This window comes from Burkholderia diffusa (assembly GCF_902499115.1).
GTDB lineage: Bacteria > Pseudomonadota > Gammaproteobacteria > Burkholderiales > Burkholderiaceae > Burkholderia > Burkholderia diffusa.
This window is the reverse complement of sequence record NZ_CABVPN010000014.1, coordinates 150,936-169,666: the sequence shown is the minus strand read 5'-3', so window position 1 is coordinate 169,666 and position 18,731 is coordinate 150,936. Positions and strand designations below refer to the sequence as shown.

20 protein-coding genes and 1 tRNA gene are annotated in these 18,731 nt (G+C 65.5%); 8 read left to right on the top strand and 13 right to left on the bottom strand.

The window, feature by feature from the left end:
- Positions 1-9 precede the first annotated feature (9 nt).
- Both BTE28158_RS16350 and BTE28158_RS16345 read left to right on the top strand, forming a co-directional pair.
- The gene (locus tag BTE28158_RS16350) at positions 10-879 is read left to right on the top strand and encodes an ATP-binding protein (protein WP_151048160.1); all 870 of its coding nucleotides are present in this window, start codon (positions 10-12) and stop codon (positions 877-879) included.
- Complete coding sequence (locus BTE28158_RS16345; protein WP_151048159.1) at positions 876-1,319, top strand: NUDIX domain-containing protein; 444 nt, start codon at positions 876-878, stop codon at positions 1,317-1,319. The genes BTE28158_RS16350 and BTE28158_RS16345 overlap by 4 nt, the downstream gene beginning before the upstream one ends.
- Positions 1,320-1,381: 62 nt before the next feature.
- Here the strand turns inward: BTE28158_RS16345 and BTE28158_RS16340 are convergent, their stop codons facing one another.
- From BTE28158_RS16340 to BTE28158_RS16300, 9 genes are all read right to left on the bottom strand, one after another.
- Complete coding sequence (locus tag BTE28158_RS16340; protein ID WP_151048158.1) at positions 1,382-1,582, bottom strand: DNA gyrase inhibitor YacG; 201 nt, start codon at positions 1,580-1,582, stop codon at positions 1,382-1,384.
- A 28-nt stretch (positions 1,583-1,610) separates the two neighbouring features.
- Entirely contained in the window at positions 1,611-2,366 is a 756-nt protein-coding gene (gene zapD, locus BTE28158_RS16335; RefSeq protein ID WP_059608176.1) for a cell division protein ZapD, read from the bottom strand.
- Between the two features lie 109 nt (positions 2,367-2,475).
- The gene (coaE, locus tag BTE28158_RS16330; protein WP_124624721.1) at positions 2,476-3,084 is read right to left on the bottom strand and encodes a dephospho-CoA kinase; all 609 of its coding nucleotides are present in this window, start codon (positions 3,082-3,084) and stop codon (positions 2,476-2,478) included.
- An 84-nt stretch (positions 3,085-3,168) separates the two neighbouring features.
- Positions 3,169-4,080 carry a prepilin peptidase gene (locus BTE28158_RS16325; RefSeq protein WP_151048157.1) on the bottom strand — a complete coding sequence of 304 codons (912 nt, stop codon included), beginning with the start codon at positions 4,078-4,080 and terminating at the stop codon, positions 3,169-3,171.
- Positions 4,081-4,125: 45 nt separating this feature from the next.
- The gene (locus tag BTE28158_RS16320; protein WP_151048156.1) at positions 4,126-5,331 is read right to left on the bottom strand and encodes a type II secretion system F family protein; all 1,206 of its coding nucleotides are present in this window, start codon (positions 5,329-5,331) and stop codon (positions 4,126-4,128) included.
- A gap of 5 nt (positions 5,332-5,336) precedes the next feature.
- Positions 5,337-6,614: a GspE/PulE family protein gene (locus BTE28158_RS16315; protein ID WP_124624729.1), complete on the bottom strand. Its 1,278-nt coding sequence runs from the start codon at positions 6,612-6,614 to the stop codon at positions 5,337-5,339.
- 82 nt (positions 6,615-6,696) lie between these two features.
- A complete protein-coding gene (locus tag BTE28158_RS16310; RefSeq protein WP_151048155.1) occupies positions 6,697-7,983 on the bottom strand; it encodes an HlyC/CorC family transporter in 1,287 nt (428 codons plus the stop codon).
- Positions 7,984-8,131: 148 nt separating this feature from the next.
- Positions 8,132-8,208, bottom strand: a tRNA-Pro gene (locus BTE28158_RS16305).
- Positions 8,209-8,357: 149 nt separating this feature from the next.
- Entirely contained in the window at positions 8,358-9,353 is a 996-nt protein-coding gene (locus BTE28158_RS16300; RefSeq protein WP_059608181.1) for a polyprenyl synthetase family protein, read from the bottom strand.
- Between the two features lie 210 nt (positions 9,354-9,563).
- Between BTE28158_RS16300 and rplU the strand changes: the two genes are divergently transcribed.
- From rplU to proB, 4 genes are all read left to right on the top strand, one after another.
- Positions 9,564-9,875: a 50S ribosomal protein L21 gene (rplU, locus tag BTE28158_RS16295; RefSeq protein ID WP_006025184.1), complete on the top strand. Its 312-nt coding sequence runs from the start codon at positions 9,564-9,566 to the stop codon at positions 9,873-9,875.
- A gap of 24 nt (positions 9,876-9,899) precedes the next feature.
- Positions 9,900-10,163 (top strand): 50S ribosomal protein L27, encoded by a 264-nt coding sequence (gene rpmA, locus BTE28158_RS16290; protein WP_006476999.1) that lies wholly within the window; start codon positions 9,900-9,902, stop codon positions 10,161-10,163.
- 187 nt (positions 10,164-10,350) lie between these two features.
- Complete coding sequence (gene cgtA, locus BTE28158_RS16285; protein WP_059608182.1) at positions 10,351-11,463, top strand: Obg family GTPase CgtA; 1,113 nt, start codon at positions 10,351-10,353, stop codon at positions 11,461-11,463.
- Between the two features lie 90 nt (positions 11,464-11,553).
- On the top strand, positions 11,554-12,672 hold the full coding sequence (gene proB / locus BTE28158_RS16280) for a glutamate 5-kinase (protein WP_059465328.1): 1,119 nt from the start codon (positions 11,554-11,556) through the stop codon (positions 12,670-12,672).
- A 97-nt stretch (positions 12,673-12,769) separates the two neighbouring features.
- On the opposite strand, the gene BTE28158_RS16275 is transcribed toward proB, so the two are convergent.
- Both BTE28158_RS16275 and BTE28158_RS16270 read right to left on the bottom strand, forming a co-directional pair.
- On the bottom strand, positions 12,770-13,327 hold the full coding sequence (locus BTE28158_RS16275; RefSeq protein WP_059465329.1) for a CNP1-like family protein: 558 nt from the start codon (positions 13,325-13,327) through the stop codon (positions 12,770-12,772).
- A gap of 63 nt (positions 13,328-13,390) precedes the next feature.
- Positions 13,391-14,038 carry an RNA pyrophosphohydrolase gene (locus BTE28158_RS16270; RefSeq protein WP_151048154.1) on the bottom strand — a complete coding sequence of 216 codons (648 nt, stop codon included), beginning with the start codon at positions 14,036-14,038 and terminating at the stop codon, positions 13,391-13,393.
- A 228-nt stretch (positions 14,039-14,266) separates the two neighbouring features.
- Here BTE28158_RS16270 and BTE28158_RS16265 point away from each other — a divergent pair, with 228 nt between their 5' ends.
- Complete coding sequence (locus BTE28158_RS16265) at positions 14,267-16,003, top strand: proline--tRNA ligase (RefSeq protein ID WP_151048153.1); 1,737 nt, start codon at positions 14,267-14,269, stop codon at positions 16,001-16,003.
- 21 nt (positions 16,004-16,024) lie between these two features.
- Positions 16,025-16,627, top strand: coding sequence for a MarC family protein (locus BTE28158_RS16260; protein ID WP_012363042.1), 603 nt, complete (start codon positions 16,025-16,027; stop codon positions 16,625-16,627).
- Between the two features lie 85 nt (positions 16,628-16,712).
- On the opposite strand, the gene BTE28158_RS16255 is transcribed toward BTE28158_RS16260, so the two are convergent.
- The gene (locus BTE28158_RS16255; RefSeq protein WP_059465332.1) at positions 16,713-17,264 is read right to left on the bottom strand and encodes a hypoxanthine-guanine phosphoribosyltransferase; all 552 of its coding nucleotides are present in this window, start codon (positions 17,262-17,264) and stop codon (positions 16,713-16,715) included.
- Positions 17,265-17,358: 94 nt separating this feature from the next.
- On the bottom strand, positions 17,359-18,726 hold the full coding sequence (gene ffh, locus BTE28158_RS16250; RefSeq protein ID WP_059608187.1) for a signal recognition particle protein: 1,368 nt from the start codon (positions 18,724-18,726) through the stop codon (positions 17,359-17,361).
- Positions 18,727-18,731: the final 5 nt, after the last annotated feature.

Below are 18,731 nucleotides of genomic sequence, written 5' to 3'. Positions count from 1 at the left end.
TCGAACGACATGGACAAGCTCGAACAGTTTCTGACGCGCGCGGAAGCGCTGCTCGGCCGCCTCGAGGGGATGCTGCCGCCCGCGCCGGCGGCCATCGACTGGAATGCCGCCACCGCGTTCCGTTGGCGCAAGCGCCAGGGGCGCGGCTATTTGCAGCCGGTGCCGGCAGCGTCGTCGATCACGCTGGGCGACCTGCACAACATCGATCGACAGAAAGGGCTGATCGAGCAGAACACGCGACAGTTCGTCCAGCGCAAGCCGGCGAACAACGTGCTGCTGACAGGTGCGCGCGGCACTGGCAAGTCGTCCCTGATCAAGGCCTGCCTGAACGCGTATGCGAAGGACGGGCTGCGCCTGATCGAAGTCGACAAGGACGACCTGCACGATCTCGGCGACATCGTGGATCTGATCTCTGAGCGTCCGGAGCGTTTCATCGTGTTCTGCGACGACCTGTCGTTCGAGGAGGGCGAATCGGGCTACAAGGCGCTGAAGGTCGCACTCGACGGCTCGATCGCCGCGCAGTCCGACAACGTGCTGATCTACGCGACGTCGAACCGCCGCCATCTGCTGCCCGAGTACATGAGCGACAACGAGTCGTACAAGCATCTGCCGGACGGCGAGATCCACCCCGGTGAAGTCGTCGAGGAAAAGATCTCGCTGTCGGAGCGCTTCGGCCTGTGGGTCAGCTTCTACCCGTTCAAGCAGGACGACTACCTCGACATCGTCGCGCACTGGCTGCGCCATTCCGGCTGCGCGGACGCGGAGATCGAGACGGCGCGCGGCGACGCGCTCGTCTGGGCGCTCGAGCGCGGTTCGCGTTCGGGGCGCGTCGCATGGCAGTTCGCGCGCGACTGGTCGGGTCGCAAGGAGCAGGTATGAGTACGGATTTCGCAGCGGGCAGCGTGCGCGCGCCCGATGGACGCAAGGTGACAGAGGTCGCGGTCGGCGTGATGGTGCAGGCGGACGGTCGTTACCTGCTCGCACAGCGGCTGCAGGGCAAGCCGTACGAGGGCTACTGGGAGTTTCCCGGCGGCAAGCTGGAGGCCGGGGAGAGCGTGGAGGACGCGCTGGCGCGCGAATTGCACGAGGAACTCGGCATCGAAGTCACGGCCAGCCACCGCTGGCATACGCTCGAGCACGATTATCCGCACGCGTACGTGCGGCTCTATTTCTGCAAGGTGACGGGCTGGGCGGGTGAGCCGCACAGCAAGGAAGGGCAGGCGTTCGTGTGGCAGCAACTGCCGGTCGAGGTCGCGCCGCTGTTGCCGGCGGCGCTGCCGGTGCTGGCGCTGCTCGAGAAGGAGGCGGCGTCGCAATGACGCCGTGGCGGCTCGCCTGAAAGGCGGGCCATATCTGCAGGGCGAGCGGTGTCGCGCGCCGCTCAGCTGTCGCGGCGGCCGTCGGCGCCATCTTCCTCCGACGACGGACCCTCGTCGGAGGCCCCGCCGATCCGGTACTTTTCTGCGGCCCATGCGCCGAGGTCGAGTTGCTTGCAGCGGGCCGAACAGAAGGGACGGAACTTGTTTTCAGGCGTCCAGCGCACTTCTGCGCCGCACGAAGGACATTTCACAACGGTAGTCATACGAAAGCGTCGAACCGGCGCGCGGCCGTTACAGATTGCACAGTGTCAGATGGAACGGCACGTCGATGTCCACCGCGCGCGGCCGCACGTCGCCGTCCTGCATGGTGAACCGTACCCACAGCATGTATTTGTTGGCGCTCGCTTCGGGAATCACGCGCAGCTCCGGGGGCACGCGGACCTGCATCAGCTGGTAGGAGCGCCCCGACAGCATCTGCTGGTAGCTGCCCTGCATCGCCATCACTTTCGAAGCCTGCCCCGATTCACGTGCGAGCCGCAGCACGATCGCAGCGGCATCGCGCAGCGGCAGCAGCGGCAGGATCCATTTCGCAATGTCCTGGCGCCGCTGTTCCGCGGGCCATTGCTGCCACGCATAGTACGACGGCAGGTCGAACTTGCACGTGCCGCCGGGAATCACCGCGCGGCTGCGGATGCTGGCGAGCCACTCGTTGTCGACCAGATGCTGCCCGGTCTTGCCCTGCATCTGCGCAAGATTGGCGAGCGTCTGCTCGATTTCACCGAGCACGGCCTCGAGCGCATTCTGTTCGATGCCCGGATTGCCGCGAAAGGGGGCGAGCGTCTGGCGTTGACGTTCGAGCTCCTTCATCAGATCCGATTTCAGGTCCGCGCGGCCTGTGACCTCAGCGATTTCGAACAGCGTCGTCAGCGCGACGTGATGTTCACGCGGGTCCTCCTGAGCCAAAAAGAACGCGAAGCGCTCGAACAGGTCTTCGAGGCGCAATAGCGTGCGAATTCGCTCGTTGAACGGATACTCGTAAAGAATCAAGCGCGCTCGCCTCTAGGGTAGGGATTGAAACAATGCAGGACATTCTAATGCTCACTGTCTACCCTAGCAACGCACCAATTTCGTACACCATCACGATCGCGCGCGGCGGTCAGTGTGCGGCAGCCGCGAACGCAAGATAGCGTTGGTGCAGTGCATCGACCTGTGCAGCGAGAGCAGCGGGTGTCGTCGCGTCGTTGACGATCACGTCGTCGGCCGCGGCGAGACGCGCTTCGCGCGTCGCTTGTCTTGCGATGATCGCTTCGACTTGTTCGCGCGTGAAATCATTGCGCCGCATCACACGTGCGATCTGCGTTTCGACCGGACAGTCGACGACCAGCACGCGATCGCTGCGCGCCTTCCAGTTACCTGACTCCACGAGCAGCGGCACGACGAAGATCACGTAAGGGCCCTGCGCTTCGCGGGCCTCGCGCTCGGTCTCGGCGCGGATCAGCGGATGCGTGATAGCTTCGAGGCGCCGACGCGCGTCGTCGTCGCTGAAAATGAGTGCGCGCATCTTCGCGCGGTCGAGCGAGCCGTCGGCAGCGACGAAATCCGGTCCGAATGCCTGTTCGATCGCTGGCATCGCGAGGCCGGCCGGTGCGGTGATGCGGTGCGCGATCAGGTCGGTATCGACGAGCGATGCGCCGCGTGCGGCGAACATGTCGGCGACGGTCGTCTTGCCGCTGCCGATGCCGCCGGTGAGTCCTATTGAAAACATGTGAGCCTCCGCCGGGCCGTCGCGAGGCAGCGAAGCGCCTCCCCGCGACGCAGCGAACATGGCGGCCGCCGGCGGTGCGTCATGTCAGCCGCCGAGTGCCGAGTAGAAAGGGGTGCCGAAAAACAGCGTCGCGACGCCGCCTGCCGCGAGAAACGGGCCGAACGGAATCGGCTCCTCGAAGCGCATGCGTCCGCGCCAGGTCGCGACGAGCCCGACGAGCGCGCCCGTCACCGCGGCGAACAGCACGACCTGCGGCAGCGCGGCCCAGCCCATCCATGCGCCGAGCGCGGCGAGCAGCTTGAGGTCGCCGAAGCCGATGCCCTCGATGCCGCGCAACCATTTGAACAGCCAGTAGACCGACCACAGGAACAGGTAGCCGGCCATCGCGCCGACCACGGCCGAACGCAGCGACGTGAACGTGCCGCCGAGGTTCAGTGCGAGCCCGGCCCACAGCATCGGCAGCGTCATCGAATCGGGCAGGTACCCGGTCTGGATATCGATCGCGCTCATTGCCAGCAGTGCCGCGCACAGTCCGAACGCGGCGAGCGCGGCGACGGTGGGGCCGAACGCGGCGAGCGAACCGGCGGCGAGCAGCGCACCGGCGAGCTCGACGAGCGGATAGCGCATGCCGATCGCATGGCCGCACTGACGGCAGCGCCCGAGCAACAGCAAGTAGCTCACGAGCGGGATGTTCTCCCACGCACGCAGCACGTGACCGCAATGTGGACAGGCGCTGCGCGGGCGCCACAGATCGTAATGCCGCGGATAACCGTCGTCCGGCGGCGCGCTTGCACTGCCGGTCGCTTCGGCGATCTCGGCCTGCCAGGCGCGCTGCATCATCACCGGGACCCGGTGCACGACGACGTTCACGAAGCTGCCGACGCACAGGCCGAGCACGACGGCGAACGCATACTGCACCGCATGCGGCAGCATCGCCAGCGCGAGCAACATGCTGTCGGGCGAGGCGAAAACGGTGATCAGGGGCGCGGGCGTCATGGGGCTCGGGTTCGGGCATGAAAGGCGACAGAATCGGTTGCGATGCTACACCACGTTGCCCAGCTGAAGGATGGGCAGATACATCGCGATCACGAGGCCGCCGACGAGTGCGCCCAGCACGATCACGATCAGCGGCTCGCCGAGCGCGGCGAGCGCATCGAGACGCGCGTCGAGCTGACGCTCGCATAGCGCGGCGATATCGGTGAGCATCGTGTCGAGCGCGCCGGTTTCCTCGGCGACGGCGATCGGCTGCACGACGTCGTCCGGGAAGCATCCCGTCGCGTGCATCGCATCGGCCAGGCGCGCGCCGCGCAGCACGCGCGTCGCAATCTGTGCGGTGGCCTGTTCGAACACCGGATGGCCGGCGGTGCGCTCGAGCGTGGCGAACGCATCGGCGAGTGGGACGCCGGCACCGAGCAGCGTTGCAAGCGAGCGGCACCAGCGCGCGGTCGCGAAGCGCGTGAGCGCGCTGCCGACGAACGGCAGATTCAGCAGATGCCGTGCCACCGTATAGCGCAGCGAAGGCGAGCGCCGCAGCGCGTGGCGCGCGGTGAATACTGCGACGGCTGCGCCGGCAACCAACGTGCCACCCCAGGCCGATGTCGCGGACGAGAGGGCGAGCAGGGCGCGGGTCGGTGCAGGCAGTGCCGCGCCGAAACCGTCGAAGATCTGTCGGAACGTCGGCACGACCCACACCATCAGCGCGGCCGAGATAGCGAGCGCGAACACGATGACGGCGACCGGGTACGCAAGTGCGGCACGCAGCTTGCGCCATTGCGCGTCGGCGCGTTCCCGGTGCTCCGCGACGCGGGTCAGTACGGTACCGAGCGCACCCGATGCCTCGCCCACCTCGATCAACTGGCGATACAGCATGCCGAACTGGGACGGATAGCGTGCGAGCGCGGCGGCGAAGCGTTGCCCGCCGACGATCTCGCGCGCGAGACCGGCGGCGATGCGCGGCAGCCCGTCGCGCGTGCGGGTGCGGGCGAGCATCTCGAGCGACGGTGCGAGTGGTAGTCCGGCTTGCAGCAGGCTCGCGAGCTGACGCGTGAAGCGCGTGACCTCCCTTGCTCCGGCCGCTGGTGGTCGGGCCGCGCCGCGGACGTCGAGCGACAGCACCGCGACGCCGTCGCGCGCGAGCGCTGCTCGTGCGGCGGCGGCATCGAAGGCGATGACGTTCCCGCGGCATGGCGTGCCGTCGCGACGACGGCCGCGCCACGCGAAGCAGGTTTCGTTTGGCGGTGCACGCATGGCGGTCACGCGTCAGGCGTCGCGGCCAGCGCTTCCGCGATGCTCGTCGTGCCGTCGCGGACGTGCGCAAGTGCCGCGTCGCGCAGACTGCATACGCCCTCGGACGCCGCGCATTGTGCGAGCGTGCCGACGCTTGCGCGCGCGACGATGCGCTCCGCCATTGCCGGTGAAACCGGCATTGTCTGATGCAGGCCGATCCGGCCGCGATAACCGATGCCGTGACAGGCGGCACAGCCGCGCGCGACGAACGGACGCCATCCGGATTCCAGCGCTGCCGAATCGCAGCCAGCTTCGCGCAGCGCGCGTGCCGACGCGTCGGAACGCACGCGGCAGATGGTGCACAGGCGCCGAACGAGGCGTTGCGCGGTGACGAGGCGCAATGCGGCCGCCAGGTTGTACGGCGCGACGCCGATGTCGAGCAGTCGCGCGACGGCTGTCGGCGCGTCGTTCGTGTGCAGCGTCGACAGCACGAGGTGCCCGGTCTGCGCGGCCTTGATCGCGACGTCGGCCGTCTCCGCATCGCGAATCTCGCCGACCATGATGACATCCGGGTCCTGCCGCAGCAGCGCGCGCAGCGCGGTGGCGAAAGTGAGCCCGGCTTTTTCCGCCACGCCGACCTGGTTGATGCCGTCGAGCTGAATCTCGGCCGGATCCTCGACCGTGCACACGTTGTGGGCATCGCGGTCGAGCATCTGCAGCGCGCAGTAGAGCGACAGCGTCTTGCCGCTTCCGGTCGGCCCGGTGACGAGCACGAGGCCGTGCGGCGCGAGAATCGCGGCCTCCATCGCCGCCGCCTGCCGCGCGTCGAAGCCGAGGCGCGCAAGCGTGAGGTCGGGCGGTAATGTTTCGAGGCGACGCAACACGAGTTTCTCGCCGAACAGCGTGGGCAGCGAGCTGACCCGGTAGTCGCCTCGCATGCCGCCGTCGACCGCGATGCGCAGCCGGCCGTCCTGCGGAAGCCGGCGCTCGGCGATGTCCATGCGGGAGAGCACCTTGATCCGTGTGACGAGTGCGTCGCGCAGATGAGCAGGCGGCCGCGCGTGTTCGTGCAGGACGCCGTCGATGCGCAGGCGGATGCGCCAGCCTGCTTCGAACGGTTCGACGTGGACGTCGGACGCGTCGCGCACGCGGGCGGCGTGCAGCGTGTCGGTCAGCAGCCGCACGGCGGGCGAATCGTCGAGCTGCGCCGCATCGAGCGACCGGGGCGTTTCAGCGGGCGATGCGTCGATGGAGGCAGGCGGCCGCTGCGTGTGCAGCGGCGCCCCAGGAGGTGGGAGGTGCATGTGAGCCGGCGCTCGGCCGCCTGTTGATCGTGACCTGCAAATGGTCGCGTATCGCGAGCGGTGCTGACAGTCGGCCGTTCGGCTAGCGCGTGGCGCGTGCGCGCGTGCTGCGCGGCTTGAAGAGCTTGACGGTGCGAACGGCCTGGTCGTCGCTGCGCATGACCTCGAGCATCACGTCACGGATTTTCAGGCACACGTCGCCTTCGGGAATTTCCTCGAGGATTTCGAGGATCAGGCCGTTCAACGTTTTTGGTCCGTCGGTTGGCAGTTGCAGGTGCAGCCAGCGGTTCAGTTCCCGCAGCGGCATGCTGGCGGCGACGATGCATTCGCCGTTCTGGTTCCAGCCGCCCGCGCGTTCGCCGCGCGGCATCGACGTCGTGAATTCGCCGATCAGTTCCTCGATGATGTCCTCGGGCGTGACGAGCCCCTCGAGTTCGCCGTACTCGTTGACGACAAGTGCGGTTCGCTGCCGGCTCTCCTGGAAATACTGGAGCTGCTGGACGACCGGCGTGCCCGACGGCACGTAGTACGGCTCGGCGAGCAGCGTGCGCAACGTTTCGCGGTCGAAATCCTGGTTGTGAAGTGCGGTGAGTGTCTTCCGGACGTGCAACACGCCGAGCACCTTGTCGATGTCACCTTCGTAGACGACCAGGCGGTTGTGATAGCAGGTCTCGAGCTGATGCAGGATGTCGTCGAGTGGCGCGTGAAAGTTGAGCGATTCGATTTGCCGGCGCGGCACCATCACGTCGTCGACGGTGATGTTCTCGAGGTCGAACAGGTTGAGCAGGATGCTGCGGTGCTTGGTCGGCATGAAGCTGCTCGATTCGAGCACGATCGCGCGCAGCTCGTCGGCCGACATCCGCTGGTCGCGGCCCTTCTTCGTGTTGATGCGCAGCACCCAGAGCACGCCGTTCGCGAGCGCGTTGACGAACCACACGATCGGCTTGAACACGCGCATCAGCGGCGCGATCACGAGACTGGCGGGCAGCGCGATGCGCTCGGGGAAGGTCGCGCCGACGATCTTCGGCGCGATTTCCGCGAACACGATGATCAGGAACGCGACGATGCCGGTCGCGATCGACAGCGCGAGGTTGTTGCGGCCGAACGTGTGTAGCGCGAGCGAGGTCGTCAGAACCGGGATGATCGTGTTGAACAGATTATTGCCGATCAGGATCACGCTGAGCAGCAGGTCGGTGCGTGTGAGAAGACCCTGCGTGGTTTTCGCGCCGAGCACACCCTGGCCGGCGAGATGCTTCAGCCGATGGCGGTTGAGCGCCATCATCGCGGTCTCGGAAATGGAAAAGAAGCTGGAGCAGAGGAGAAGCAGGAAGACGGCGCCGATTTGCGCCCATAAGGGAATTTGGTCCACGCGTCAGAAGGGCAGTGAAGGACAGGGATGGAGGGAATATAGCAGAGGCCGGCGGCCGGGATATATCGCACGCGGCATCGGGCTCGCGTGACCGGGCAAAAGGAAGGCAAAAAAAAACCGTGCACGTGGTGCACGGTTTTTTCAAATCTGGTCGGGGTGAGAGGATTCGAACCTCCGGCCTCTACGTCCCGAACGTAGCGCTCTACCAGGCTAAGCTACACCCCGATTTTTTGCTCTTCCGACTCTAGCGCCTTCGTGAAGATCGCTGCGTCGTCTCAAGCAAGAACGTAACTATAACGATGTTTTTTCTAAAAGGGAATACCTTGTTGAAGAAATTTTTCGAGACAAGGTATCTCGTCCCCTTCACGGCGCGTTTACGACTGTCGCGACGTCGAGTACGAGCACAGCGCGAGCAGGCTTTCCTTGTAGATCGAATCCGGGAACGCGGCGATCGCGGCCGCAGCGGCCTGTGCTTCCTTGCGCGCACATTCGAGCGTATGGTCGAGCGCGCCCGAGCGGGTGATTGCATCGAAAATCGTATCGAAGCGATCGGTGCCGCCTTGTTCGATCACCTCGCGCGCGAGCGCCGACTGTTCTGGCGTGCCGCGTTCGATCAGGTAGATGAGCGGGAGCGTCGGTTTGCCTTCGCGCAGATCGTCGCCGGCATTCTTGCCCATCGCTTCGGCCGTGCCAGCATAGTCGAGCCAGTCGTCCATGATCTGGAATGCGGTGCCGATCCGCCGGCCGTATTCGGCAGCGGCGGCTTCGGTCGGCGCATCGGCGCCGGCGAGCACTGCGCCCAGGCGGGCCGATGCCTCGAACAGCTTCGCTGTCTTGTAGCGGATCACCTGCATGTAGCGCGACTCGTCGACGTCCGCGTCGTGCATGTTCAGAAGCTGGAGCACTTCGCCTTCGGAGATGATCGTCGTCGCTTCCGACAGGATTTCCATCACGCGCATCTTGCCGACGCCGACCATCATCTCGAACGAGCGCGAATAGAGGTAGTCGCCGACCAGCACGCTCGCCGCATTGCCGAACAGCGCGTTGGCCGTCTGGCGGCCGCGCCGCAGTTCGGATTCGTCGACGACGTCGTCATGCAGCAGCGTGGCGGTGTGGATGAACTCGACGACGGCAGCCAGCACGTGCCGCTGGTGCGACGTCTCGCCGAGCGCACCGGCGACGAGCAAAAGCAGGGCCGGACGCAGCCGCTTGCCGCCCGCGCCGATGATGTACTCGGCGATCTGGTTGATCAGCAGCACGTCGGACGCGAGGCTCTGCCGGATAACGCGATTCACCTGCTCCATGTCGCTGGCGATCGGGGCGAGCAGGTGGGCGGCGCTGAGGGTGGGGGAGGCGGTGGACGACGACATGATGATCGAAATGGGTGATGCCGCGGATTATAAGTCGAATCCACGATATCCCGGTCTGTCGGACGTGCCGGCACGGTGATTTTGGCCGTCCGGCCAGGTCTTGCGCGCGGCAATCGCGGATCGGCTTTGACTTGGGTGCTAACCCCATGTATAATCACGTGTTTTCCGCGCGTGGTGTGCGGAAAAATTGGATCCAGAGTGAGGTTCTCAATGTACGCGGTCATAAAAACCGGCGGCAAGCAGTACAAGGTTGCCGTTGGCGAAAAACTCAAAGTAGAACAGATACCGGCTGACATTGACGCTGAAATCACGCTCGACCAGGTTCTCGCAGTGGGCGAAGGCGAATCGATTAAGTTCGGTACGCCGCTGGTCAGTGGGGCTTCCGTCAAGGCCACCGTTGTGTCGCACGGTCGTCATGCCAAGGTCACCATCTTCAAGATGCGTCGCCGGAAGCACTACCAAAAGCACGGCGGCCACCGCCAGAACTACACTGAGCTGCGCATCGACGCGATCAACGCGTAAGCGCCTCGGTAAAGGAGCAATCAGATGGCACACAAAAAGGCAGGCGGCTCTTCCCGGAACGGCCGCGACTCCGAGTCGAAACGTCTCGGCGTGAAAGTGTATGGCGGCCAGGCAATCAATGCCGGCGGCATCATCGTGCGTCAGCGCGGTACGCGCATGCACGCTGGCGAGAACGTCGGCATGGGCAAGGATCACACCCTGTTCGCGCTGGTCGACGGTCACGTCAAGTTCGCGACCAAGGGCGCGGACAAGAAGCATCTGGTCATCGTTGTCCCGGCGGCTGCCTAAGTTCAGGCACCCACGGGCTTCGTAGCCGAAAGGCCCCGCAGTCTTCGCGGGGCCTTTTTTTATTTGGCCGCCGGGCGCATGTGCGCACCGGCGGCTGTCGCGAAACGGCGGGCAATTGGCCGAACGGCAGATTGTTCAAGCGCGCCGGCGCGCGGCACAATAGCGGAAATACTGGTCGGAGTGACGAATGAAGTTCATTGACGAAGCACGAATCGAAGTCATCGCCGGCGACGGAGGCGATGGCAGCGCGTCGATGCGCCGCGAGAAATTCGTTCCGTTCGGCGGGCCGGACGGCGGCGACGGCGGCCGGGGCGGGAACGTCTACGCGATCGCTGACCGTAACATCAACACGCTGATCGACTATCGCTACGCGAAGAAGCACCTGGCGCGCAACGGCGAAAACGGTCGCGGATCCGATTGCTACGGCAAGGGCGGTGACGACGTCACGCTGCGCATGCCGGTCGGCACGGTCGTGACCGACATGGACACGGGCGAACTGATCGCCGACCTGACCGAGCACGATCAGCAGGTGATGCTCGCGAAGGGTGGCGCAGGCGGTCTCGGCAACCTGCATTTCAAGTCGAGCACGAACCGCGCGCCGCGCCAGAAGACCGACGGCAAGCCGGGCGAACGGCGCATGCTGAGGCTCGAACTGAAGGTGCTCGCCGACGTCGGTCTGCTCGGCATGCCGAACGCTGGCAAGTCGACCTTCATCTCGTCGGTGTCGAACGCGAAGCCGAAGATCGCCGACTATCCGTTCACAACGCTCGCGCCGAACCTCGGCGTCGTGCGGGTCGGCCCGAGCAAGAGCTTCGTGATCGCCGACATCCCGGGGCTGATCGAGGGCGCAGCTGAAGGTGCGGGCCTCGGCCACCAGTTCCTGCGACACTTGCAGCGCACCGGCGTGCTCTTGCATCTCGTCGATTTGGCTCCGTTTGACGAAAGCGTCGATCCGGTCGCGGAAGCAACCGCGATCGTTGGCGAACTGCGCAAGTACGACGAGGCGCTCTATGAGAAGCCGCGCTGGCTCGTCCTCAACAAGCTCGACATGGTGCCGGAAGACGAGCGCGAGGCGCGCGTCGCCGATTTCCTCGACCGTTTCGGCTGGGACGGCCCGGTGTTCGAGATTTCGGCGCTCACGGGCCAGGGCTGCGAAGCGCTGTGCTACGCGATCTACGACTACCTCGCCCAGCATTCGGACGCGCATCGCGCGGCGGAAGAGGAAGATCTGGCCGCGGACGTGCGATTCCGCGATGCGCCGCCCGCCGCTGGCGGCGCGACGCCCGGCGACGACGCCTGAGCGTGGCCGGAACGCACCGGGCGTCGCGCCCGGTGCCGGAATTTAAGCGCGCCCGGTCGGGCAGGCATCAGATACAGGAGACGGCGCACGATGCGTTCGATCATCGCGGATTCGAAGCGATTGGTGGTGAAGGTGGGCTCGAGCCTCGTAACCAACGACGGCAAGGGGCTCGATCATGCTGCGATCGGCCGCTGGGCGGCCCAGATCGCCGCGCTGCGCGCGCAGGGCAAGGAAGTGGTGCTCGTCAGTTCGGGCGCGATCGCTGAAGGGATGCAGCGGCTCGGCTGGAGCAAGCGTCCGCGCGAGATCGACGAGCTGCAGGCTGCCGCCGCGGTTGGCCAGATGGGGCTCGCGCAAGTCTATGAAAGCCGCTTCACCGAGCACGATATCCGCACCGCGCAGATCCTGCTGACGCATGCCGACCTTGCCGATCGCGAGCGCTACCTGAATGCGCGCTCGACGCTGCTCACGCTGCTGCGGCTCGGCGTCGTGCCGATCATCAACGAGAACGACACGGTCGTCACCGACGAAATCAAGTTCGGCGACAACGACACGCTCGGCGCGCTGGTCGCGAACCTGATCGAAGGCGATGCGCTCATCATCCTGACCGATCAGTCGGGGCTGTTCACCGCCGATCCGCGCAAGGATCCGAACGCGACGCTGGTCGCGGAAGCCAGTGCGGGCGCACCGGAACTCGAGGCGATGGCGGGCGGAGCCGGCTCGAGCCTCGGCCGCGGCGGAATGCTGACGAAGATCCTCGCGGCGAAGCGCGCAGCGCACAGCGGCGCGAACACCGTGATCGCGAGCGGCCGCGAAGCCGACGTGCTGGTGCGGCTGGCGGCGGGCGAGGCGATCGGCACGCAGCTGATCGCGCGCACCGCGCGGATGGCCGCGCGCAAGCAATGGATGGCCGACCATCTGCAGGTACGCGGGCACGTCGTGATCGATGCCGGTGCGGTCGAGAAGCTGACGGCCGGCGGCAAGAGCCTGCTGCCGATCGGCGTGATTGGCGTGCAGGGGGCGTTCGCGCGCGGCGAGGTGATCGCATGTGTCGGCCCCGACGGACGCGAAGTGGCGCGCGGTCTCACGAACTACAGCAGTGCGGAAACGAAGCTGATTCACCGCAAGCCGAGCGGCGAGATCGAGACGGTGCTTGGCTACATGCTGGAACCGGAGCTGATTCACCGCGACAACCTCGTGCTCGTGTAACCATTCGGCCAGACGTCCCGAGATACTAAAAAAGCCCGCGTTGTGCGGGCTTTTTGTTGCGATTGGCTCGGCAAGGCCGGTGGCCTGCGTCGCGCAGTCAGCGCAGCTGGCTCATCGCGGTGCGGTGGAACCGGATGTTCTCGAGAATCTGCTGGGTCGTGCCCTGTGGCATCTTGTTCGAGCAGAAGTAGTCCTGGTACAGCGCCGAGTGGTACGCGTTCAACTCGCCGTTCTCGATGCGACGCCAGTCGTTCTCGACCGTGCGGTCCCAGCCGTCGTGATCCGAATTCAGGCCGGCATACTGACGCCATTCGTAGGTGTCGCAGCGGATGCCTTCATAGTTCACGTTGCGTGCGCCTGCCGGGCTCGTGATGACGACCGCATAGCGCACGACGCCGTCGGTGCCGACCGCAAGCGACTTCGCATCGACGGAGAACTTGAGCGGCGTATTCTGAGACACGTTGAACGGCAGCAGGTCGCCCGCTTGCGGAAGCGGCGGCAGCGTGTCGACCGGGTTTTCCTTCCAGTTGCCCTGGCGGTCCAGCAGGTACACGAACTCGCTGTCATCCTTGTTGGTCGGCGTCTTCGAATTTGCGCAACCGGCCAGCGTGGCCGCCGCGACAATCGATGCGAGCGCGAGAGCAATCGCTTTCAATATGCATTCCTCGTAAAAAAAGGGCGCGACACAAGGTCGCGCCCGGTCATGCAGTCCGACTCGTCATTTGCCGACGATCTCGCGGGACGGCATCTCGTCGAGCGTGCTCGCCTCCACTTCGATCTCCGAACAGACTAACGATGTGTCGACAATCGTCAGCGTCTGCTGGACCTGCGCACCGATGACGCGCGGATAGCGCGACGGACGCGGCCCACGCGGCTTTTCGGCTCGCTGCGCCGGGCGGCGCAGGAAGCGCGACAGTTCCGTCAGCGCCAACTGATAGACATCCCGCTTGAACTCGATCACCGCATCGAGCGGCACCCAGTACTCGTTCCAGCGCCACGCATCGAACTCCGGGTGATCGGTCGCGCGCAAGCAAATGTCGCAATCGCGTCCGACCATCCGCAGCAGGAACCAGATCTGCTTCTGGCCGCGGTAATGGCCGCGTACTTCGCGTTTGATGAACTTGTCAGGCACCTCGTAACGCAACCAGTCGCGGGTGCGGCCGATTATCTTGACGTGTTCCGGGTGCAGGCCGGTCTCTTCGTGCAGTTCCCGGTACATCGCCTGCATGGGGGTCTCGCCGTACTTGATCCCACCTTGAGGAAACTGCCAGGAATGCTCGCGGAGCCGCTTGCCCCAAAACACCTCGTTGCGCGCGTTCAAGAGGATGATGCCGACGTTCGGGCGAAAGCCTTCACGATCCAGCATACAACCACCTTCGAATCCTTTAAAATTGCTTTGATTATAAACAGATAACGGGCGCTGCGCACCGTGACGGAGCGAATCCGCGCGGGGTGCACCGGCTGAATTGTCCCTGATTAGTCTGCTACGTCATCTGCGCCATCGTCGTCCCTCGTTGTTCGCCGCGCGCAGCTTTTTCACCTTGAAACTTTTTCGGGCGCCCCGCCTTGGGGCGCCGTATTTGGAACCGTCCGCATGAAAGCTTCCCGTTTCTTTATCGGCACCCTCAAAGAAGCACCGGCCGACGCAGAGATCGTCAGCCACAAGCTGATGGTGCGCGCCGGCATGATCCGTCGCGTCGCCGGCGGCATCTACAACTACCTGCCGGTCGGCCTGCGTTCGATTCGCAAGGTCGAGGCGATCGTGCGCGAGGAAATGAACCGGGCAGGCGCCATCGAGCTGCTGATGCCGGCCGTGCAACCGGCCGAGCTGTGGCAGGAATCGGGGCGCTGGGAACAGTACGGCCCCGAGCTGCTGCGCTTCAAGGACCGCAAGGACAACGACTTCGTGATCGGGCCGACGCACGAGGAAGTCATCACCGACATCGCGCGCAACCAGATCAAGAGCTACCGGCAGATGCCGGTGAACTTCTACCAGATCCAGACCAAGTTCCGCGACGAGATTCGTCCGCGCTTCGGCGTGATGCGCGGCCGCGAATTCATCATGAAGGACGCGTATTCGTTCGACAAGGACGCGGCCGGTCTGAACGAGTCGTATCGCAAGATGTATGACGCATACGTGCGCATCTTCACGCGCCTCGGCCTCGAGTTCCGTGCGGTCGCGGCCGACAGCGGCTCGATCGGCGGCAACTTCTCCCACGAGTTCCACGTGATCGCCGACACCGGCGAGGACGCGATCGCCTACTGCCCGACGTCCGACTTCGCGGCGAACATCGAGGCGGCCGAAGCGTTGCCGCTGATTGCCGAGCGCGCGGCGCCGGCCGAAGCGATGGAGAAGGTCGCGACGCCCGGCAAGGCGAAGTGCGAAGCCGTCGCCGAACTGCTGGCGATCCCGCTCGAGCGCACGATCAAATCGATCGTGCTCGCGACCGACAACGAAGGCGCCGAGCCGACCATCTGGCTCGTGATGCTGCGTGGCGATCACGACCTGAACGAGATCAAGGTGTCGAAGCTGCCGGGGCTGAAGAACCACCGCTTCGCGACCGAGCAGGAAATCGTCGAGTGGTTCGGCACGCCGCCGGGCTATCTCGGCCCGGTCGGCACGAAGAAGCCCGTGAAGGTGATCGCGGACCGCACGGTCGCGAACATGAGCGACTTCGTCGTCGGCGCAAACGAGGTGGACTATCACATCGCTGGCGTGAACTGGGGCCGCGACCTGCCCGAGCCGGACGTCGCCGACGTGCGCAACGTGCAGAAGGGCGATCCGTCGCCGGACGGCAAGGGCGTGATCGACATCTGCCGTGGCATTGAAGTCGGCCACGTGTTCCAGCTCGGCACCAAGTACTCGGAAGCGATGGGCGCGACGTTCCTCGACGAATCGGGCAAGCCGCAGCCGATGCTGATGGGCTGCTACGGCGTCGGCGTCACGCGTATTCTCGGCGCGGCGATCGAACAGAACTTCGACGATCGCGGCATCATCTGGCCCGAGTCGATCGCCCCCTTCGAGGTCGTGCTGTGCCCGATGGGCTACGATCGCAGCGACATGGTTCGCGAGGCGGCCGACAAGCTGTACGCGGAACTGGCCGCCGCCGGCATCGACGTGATCCTCGACGATCGCGGCGAGCGCCCGGGCGTGATGTTCGCCGACTGGGAACTGATCGGCGTGCCGCATCGCCTGGTGATCGGCGAGCGCGGCTTGAAGGAAGGCAAGATCGAGTACCAGGGCCGCCGCGACGCCGAAGCGACGCTGCTGCCGGCCGACGCCGCCGCGGCGACGGTGACGGAAAAGATCCGCGCTGCGCTCGCGCGCTAAGCGCTACAACAGGGGAACGCGGTGGAATACACCTTCCTGTCGGCCACCGTGCTCCTCGTGCTGATCACGGATCCGCTCGGCAACATCCCGCTGTTCATCACGGCGATGCGGGACGTGCCGCGCGAGCGGCGCGTGAAGCTGATCCTGCGTGAAGTGGGGATCGCGTTCGTGATCCTGCTGTTCTTCATGGTGGTCGGCGACCGCTTCCTGCGGATGATGAGCTTGACCGACCTGTCGCTGCGGCTCGGCGGCGGGATCGTGCTGTTCCTGATCGCGCTGCGAATGATCTTCCCGCATCCGGACGGCGCGCTCGGCAGCGATCCGCGCGCCGGGGGCGAGCCGTTCATCGTGCCGCTCGCGATTCCGGCGCTTGCCGGGCCGTCCGCGCTCGCGACGGTGATGCTGCTGACGTCGCAGGCGCCGGGCAAGATGTTCGAGTGGGTTGGCGCGCTGACGGTCACGATGATCGTCTGCGCGATCACGCTGGTGCTGGCCGAACGGATCCAGCAGTGGCTCGGCGAGCGGACCGTCGCGGCGTTCGAGCGGCTGATGGGTTTGGTGCTCGTCGCGATCTCGGTCGAGATGCTGCTGGCCGGCATCCGGGCGTTCGTGCACCAGCTGTAGCGCGGGCGGCGCGGCGCGTGCCGACGAAAAAAAGCGGCGCTCCGGGAAACCGGGGCGCCGCTTTTCTTTGTGGCGGGCAGGGCGGTCAGACGTTCGCGGTCAGTGCGCGGATCGTCGGCAGATTGCGCCAGTAGCCCTTTGCGTCCATCCCGCAGCCGAACACGTAGCGGTCCGGCACCGAGAAGCCGCAGAAGTCGGGATGCAGCGGTTTCGCCTTCGCGAGCGTCTTCTCGCACAGCACGGCGGACATGAAGCGTTTTGCACCCATGTCGAGGATGCGGTCGCGGATCGCGGCCATCGTCTCGCCTTCGTCGAGGATGTCGTCGAGCACGAGCACGATCCGGTCCTTCACCGATTCGCGCGGCGCGACGCGCCAGTGCATCTCCGGGCTGCCCTGCGTGGTGTTGCGGTAGCGGGTCAGGTGGATGTAGTCGAACTCCAGCGGGAAATCGAGATGCGGCAGCAGCATCCCGGTAAACACCGCGGCGCCACCCATCACCGAGAGCACGAGGGGAAACGCGTCGCCGATGTCGGCGCGGATCGCGTCGGCCATCCGGGCGATCGATGCGTTGACGGCATCGGCCGAGACGATCTCTTCGGAGTGGTCGAAAATGTGGAGGGCTTCTTCGCGGTTCATGTGTTCTGGCGGGCAGTCGGTATACAAATAAGGATGAAGCAGAACGGCCGGCGCGCGCTACGGCAAAAACCCGCGCGCCGACCGACGGGCGGAATCAGCGCATGCCGGGCATCATGCCCTTCAGGCCGCGCATCATCTTCTGCATGTTGCCGCCCTTCAGCTTCTTCATCATCGTACGCATCTGGTCGTACTGATTCAGCATCCGGTTGACTTCCTGCACCGGCACGCCGGCGCCGGCTGCAATACGGCGCTTGCGCGTCGCCTTGATGATTTCGGGTTTTGCGCGCTCGGCCGGCGTCATCGAGCTGATGATGCCTTCCATCCGGCGGATCGACTTCTCGGCCTGGCCCATGTCGGCGCCGGCCGCCGCCTGCTGGAATTGCGCGGGCAGCTTGTCCATCAGCGAGGACAGCCCGCCCATGTTCTTCATCTGCGAGATCTGCGCGCGGAAATCGTTCAGGTCGAAGTCGCCGCCTTTCTTCACCTTGTCGGCGAGCTTCTGCGCGGCCTGCACGTCGACGCCGCGCTGCGCCTCCTCGACGAGCGCGAGGATGTCGCCCATGCCGAGGATCCGGTTCGCCATCCGGTCCGGGTAGAACACCTCGAGGCCGTCGAGCTTCTCGGCGACGCCGACGAACTTGATCGGCTTGCCCGTGATGTGGCGCACCGACAGCGCGGCACCGCCGCGCGAATCGCCGTCGAGCTTGGTCAGCACGACGCCGGTGAGCGGCAGCGTGTCGTTGAACGCCTTCGCGGTGTTGACCGCGTCCTGGCCGAGCATCGCGTCGACGACGAACAGCGTTTCGGCCGGCTTCAGCGTGCCGTGCAGCGCGGCGATTTCCTGCATCATCGCCTCGTCGATACCGAGGCGGCCGGCCGTGTCGACGATCAGCACGTCATGGTAGTGGCGCTTCGCCCAGTCGACGGCCGCGAGTGCGATGTCGACGGGCTTCTGGTCCGGGGTCGACGGGAAGAAGTCGGCGCCGACCTGTTCGCTCACCGTTTTCAGCTGCATGATGGCGGCCGGGCGATACACGTCGCACGACACCGTCAGCACTTTCTTCTTGTACTTCTCGCGCAGCAGCTTCGCGAGCTTGCCGGCGGTCGTCGTCTTGCCGGCGCCCTGCAGGCCGGCCATCAGGATTACCGCGGGCGGCGTGACCGCGAGGTTCAGCTCGGCGGCCTTGCCTTCGTAGTCGCCGCCGATCACGGCGGTCAGTTCCTTCTGGACCACGCCGACGAGCGCCTGACCCGGCGACAGGCTGCTGATCACTTCCTCGCCGAGCGCCTTTTCCTTGACCTTGGCAATGAATTCGCGGACGACGGGCAGCGCGACGTCGGCTTCCAGCAGCGCGAGACGCACCTCGCGGAGCATCTCCTGGGTGTTCGCCTCGGTGAGCCGGGCCTCGCCGCGCAGCGTCTTGACGACGCGCGCCATCCGTTGAGTGAGATTGTCGAGCATGGGGA

What these genes read in the sequence shown, in the direction of transcription:
- BTE28158_RS16325 (WP_151048157.1), bottom strand. Translation starts at nt 4,080, where the DNA reads ATGACGCCCGCGCCCCTGATCACCGTTTTCGCCTCGCCCGACAGCATG.
- BTE28158_RS16315 (WP_124624729.1), bottom strand. Translation starts at nt 6,614, where the DNA reads ATGCACCTCCCACCTCCTGGGGCGCCGCTGCACACGCAGCGGCCGCCT.
- BTE28158_RS16345 (WP_151048159.1), top strand. Translation starts at nt 876, where the DNA reads ATGAGTACGGATTTCGCAGCGGGCAGCGTGCGCGCGCCCGATGGACGC.
- proB (WP_059465328.1), top strand. Translation starts at nt 11,554, where the DNA reads ATGCGTTCGATCATCGCGGATTCGAAGCGATTGGTGGTGAAGGTGGGC.
- rpmA (WP_006476999.1), top strand. Translation starts at nt 9,900, where the DNA reads ATGGCACACAAAAAGGCAGGCGGCTCTTCCCGGAACGGCCGCGACTCC.
- BTE28158_RS16270 (WP_151048154.1), bottom strand. Translation starts at nt 14,038, where the DNA reads ATGCTGGATCGTGAAGGCTTTCGCCCGAACGTCGGCATCATCCTCTTG.
- ffh (WP_059608187.1), bottom strand. Translation starts at nt 18,726, where the DNA reads ATGCTCGACAATCTCACTCAACGGATGGCGCGCGTCGTCAAGACGCTG.
- cgtA (WP_059608182.1), top strand. Translation starts at nt 10,351, where the DNA reads ATGAAGTTCATTGACGAAGCACGAATCGAAGTCATCGCCGGCGACGGA.
- rplU (WP_006025184.1), top strand. Translation starts at nt 9,564, where the DNA reads ATGTACGCGGTCATAAAAACCGGCGGCAAGCAGTACAAGGTTGCCGTT.
- BTE28158_RS16340 (WP_151048158.1), bottom strand. Translation starts at nt 1,582, where the DNA reads ATGACTACCGTTGTGAAATGTCCTTCGTGCGGCGCAGAAGTGCGCTGG.
- BTE28158_RS16255 (WP_059465332.1), bottom strand. Translation starts at nt 17,264, where the DNA reads ATGAACCGCGAAGAAGCCCTCCACATTTTCGACCACTCCGAAGAGATC.
- BTE28158_RS16350 (WP_151048160.1), top strand. Translation starts at nt 10, where the DNA reads ATGGACAAGCTCGAACAGTTTCTGACGCGCGCGGAAGCGCTGCTCGGC.
- BTE28158_RS16300 (WP_059608181.1), bottom strand. Translation starts at nt 9,353, where the DNA reads ATGTCGTCGTCCACCGCCTCCCCCACCCTCAGCGCCGCCCACCTGCTC.
- BTE28158_RS16265 (WP_151048153.1), top strand. Translation starts at nt 14,267, where the DNA reads ATGAAAGCTTCCCGTTTCTTTATCGGCACCCTCAAAGAAGCACCGGCC.
- coaE (WP_124624721.1), bottom strand. Translation starts at nt 3,084, where the DNA reads ATGTTTTCAATAGGACTCACCGGCGGCATCGGCAGCGGCAAGACGACC.
- BTE28158_RS16320 (WP_151048156.1), bottom strand. Translation starts at nt 5,331, where the DNA reads ATGCGTGCACCGCCAAACGAAACCTGCTTCGCGTGGCGCGGCCGTCGT.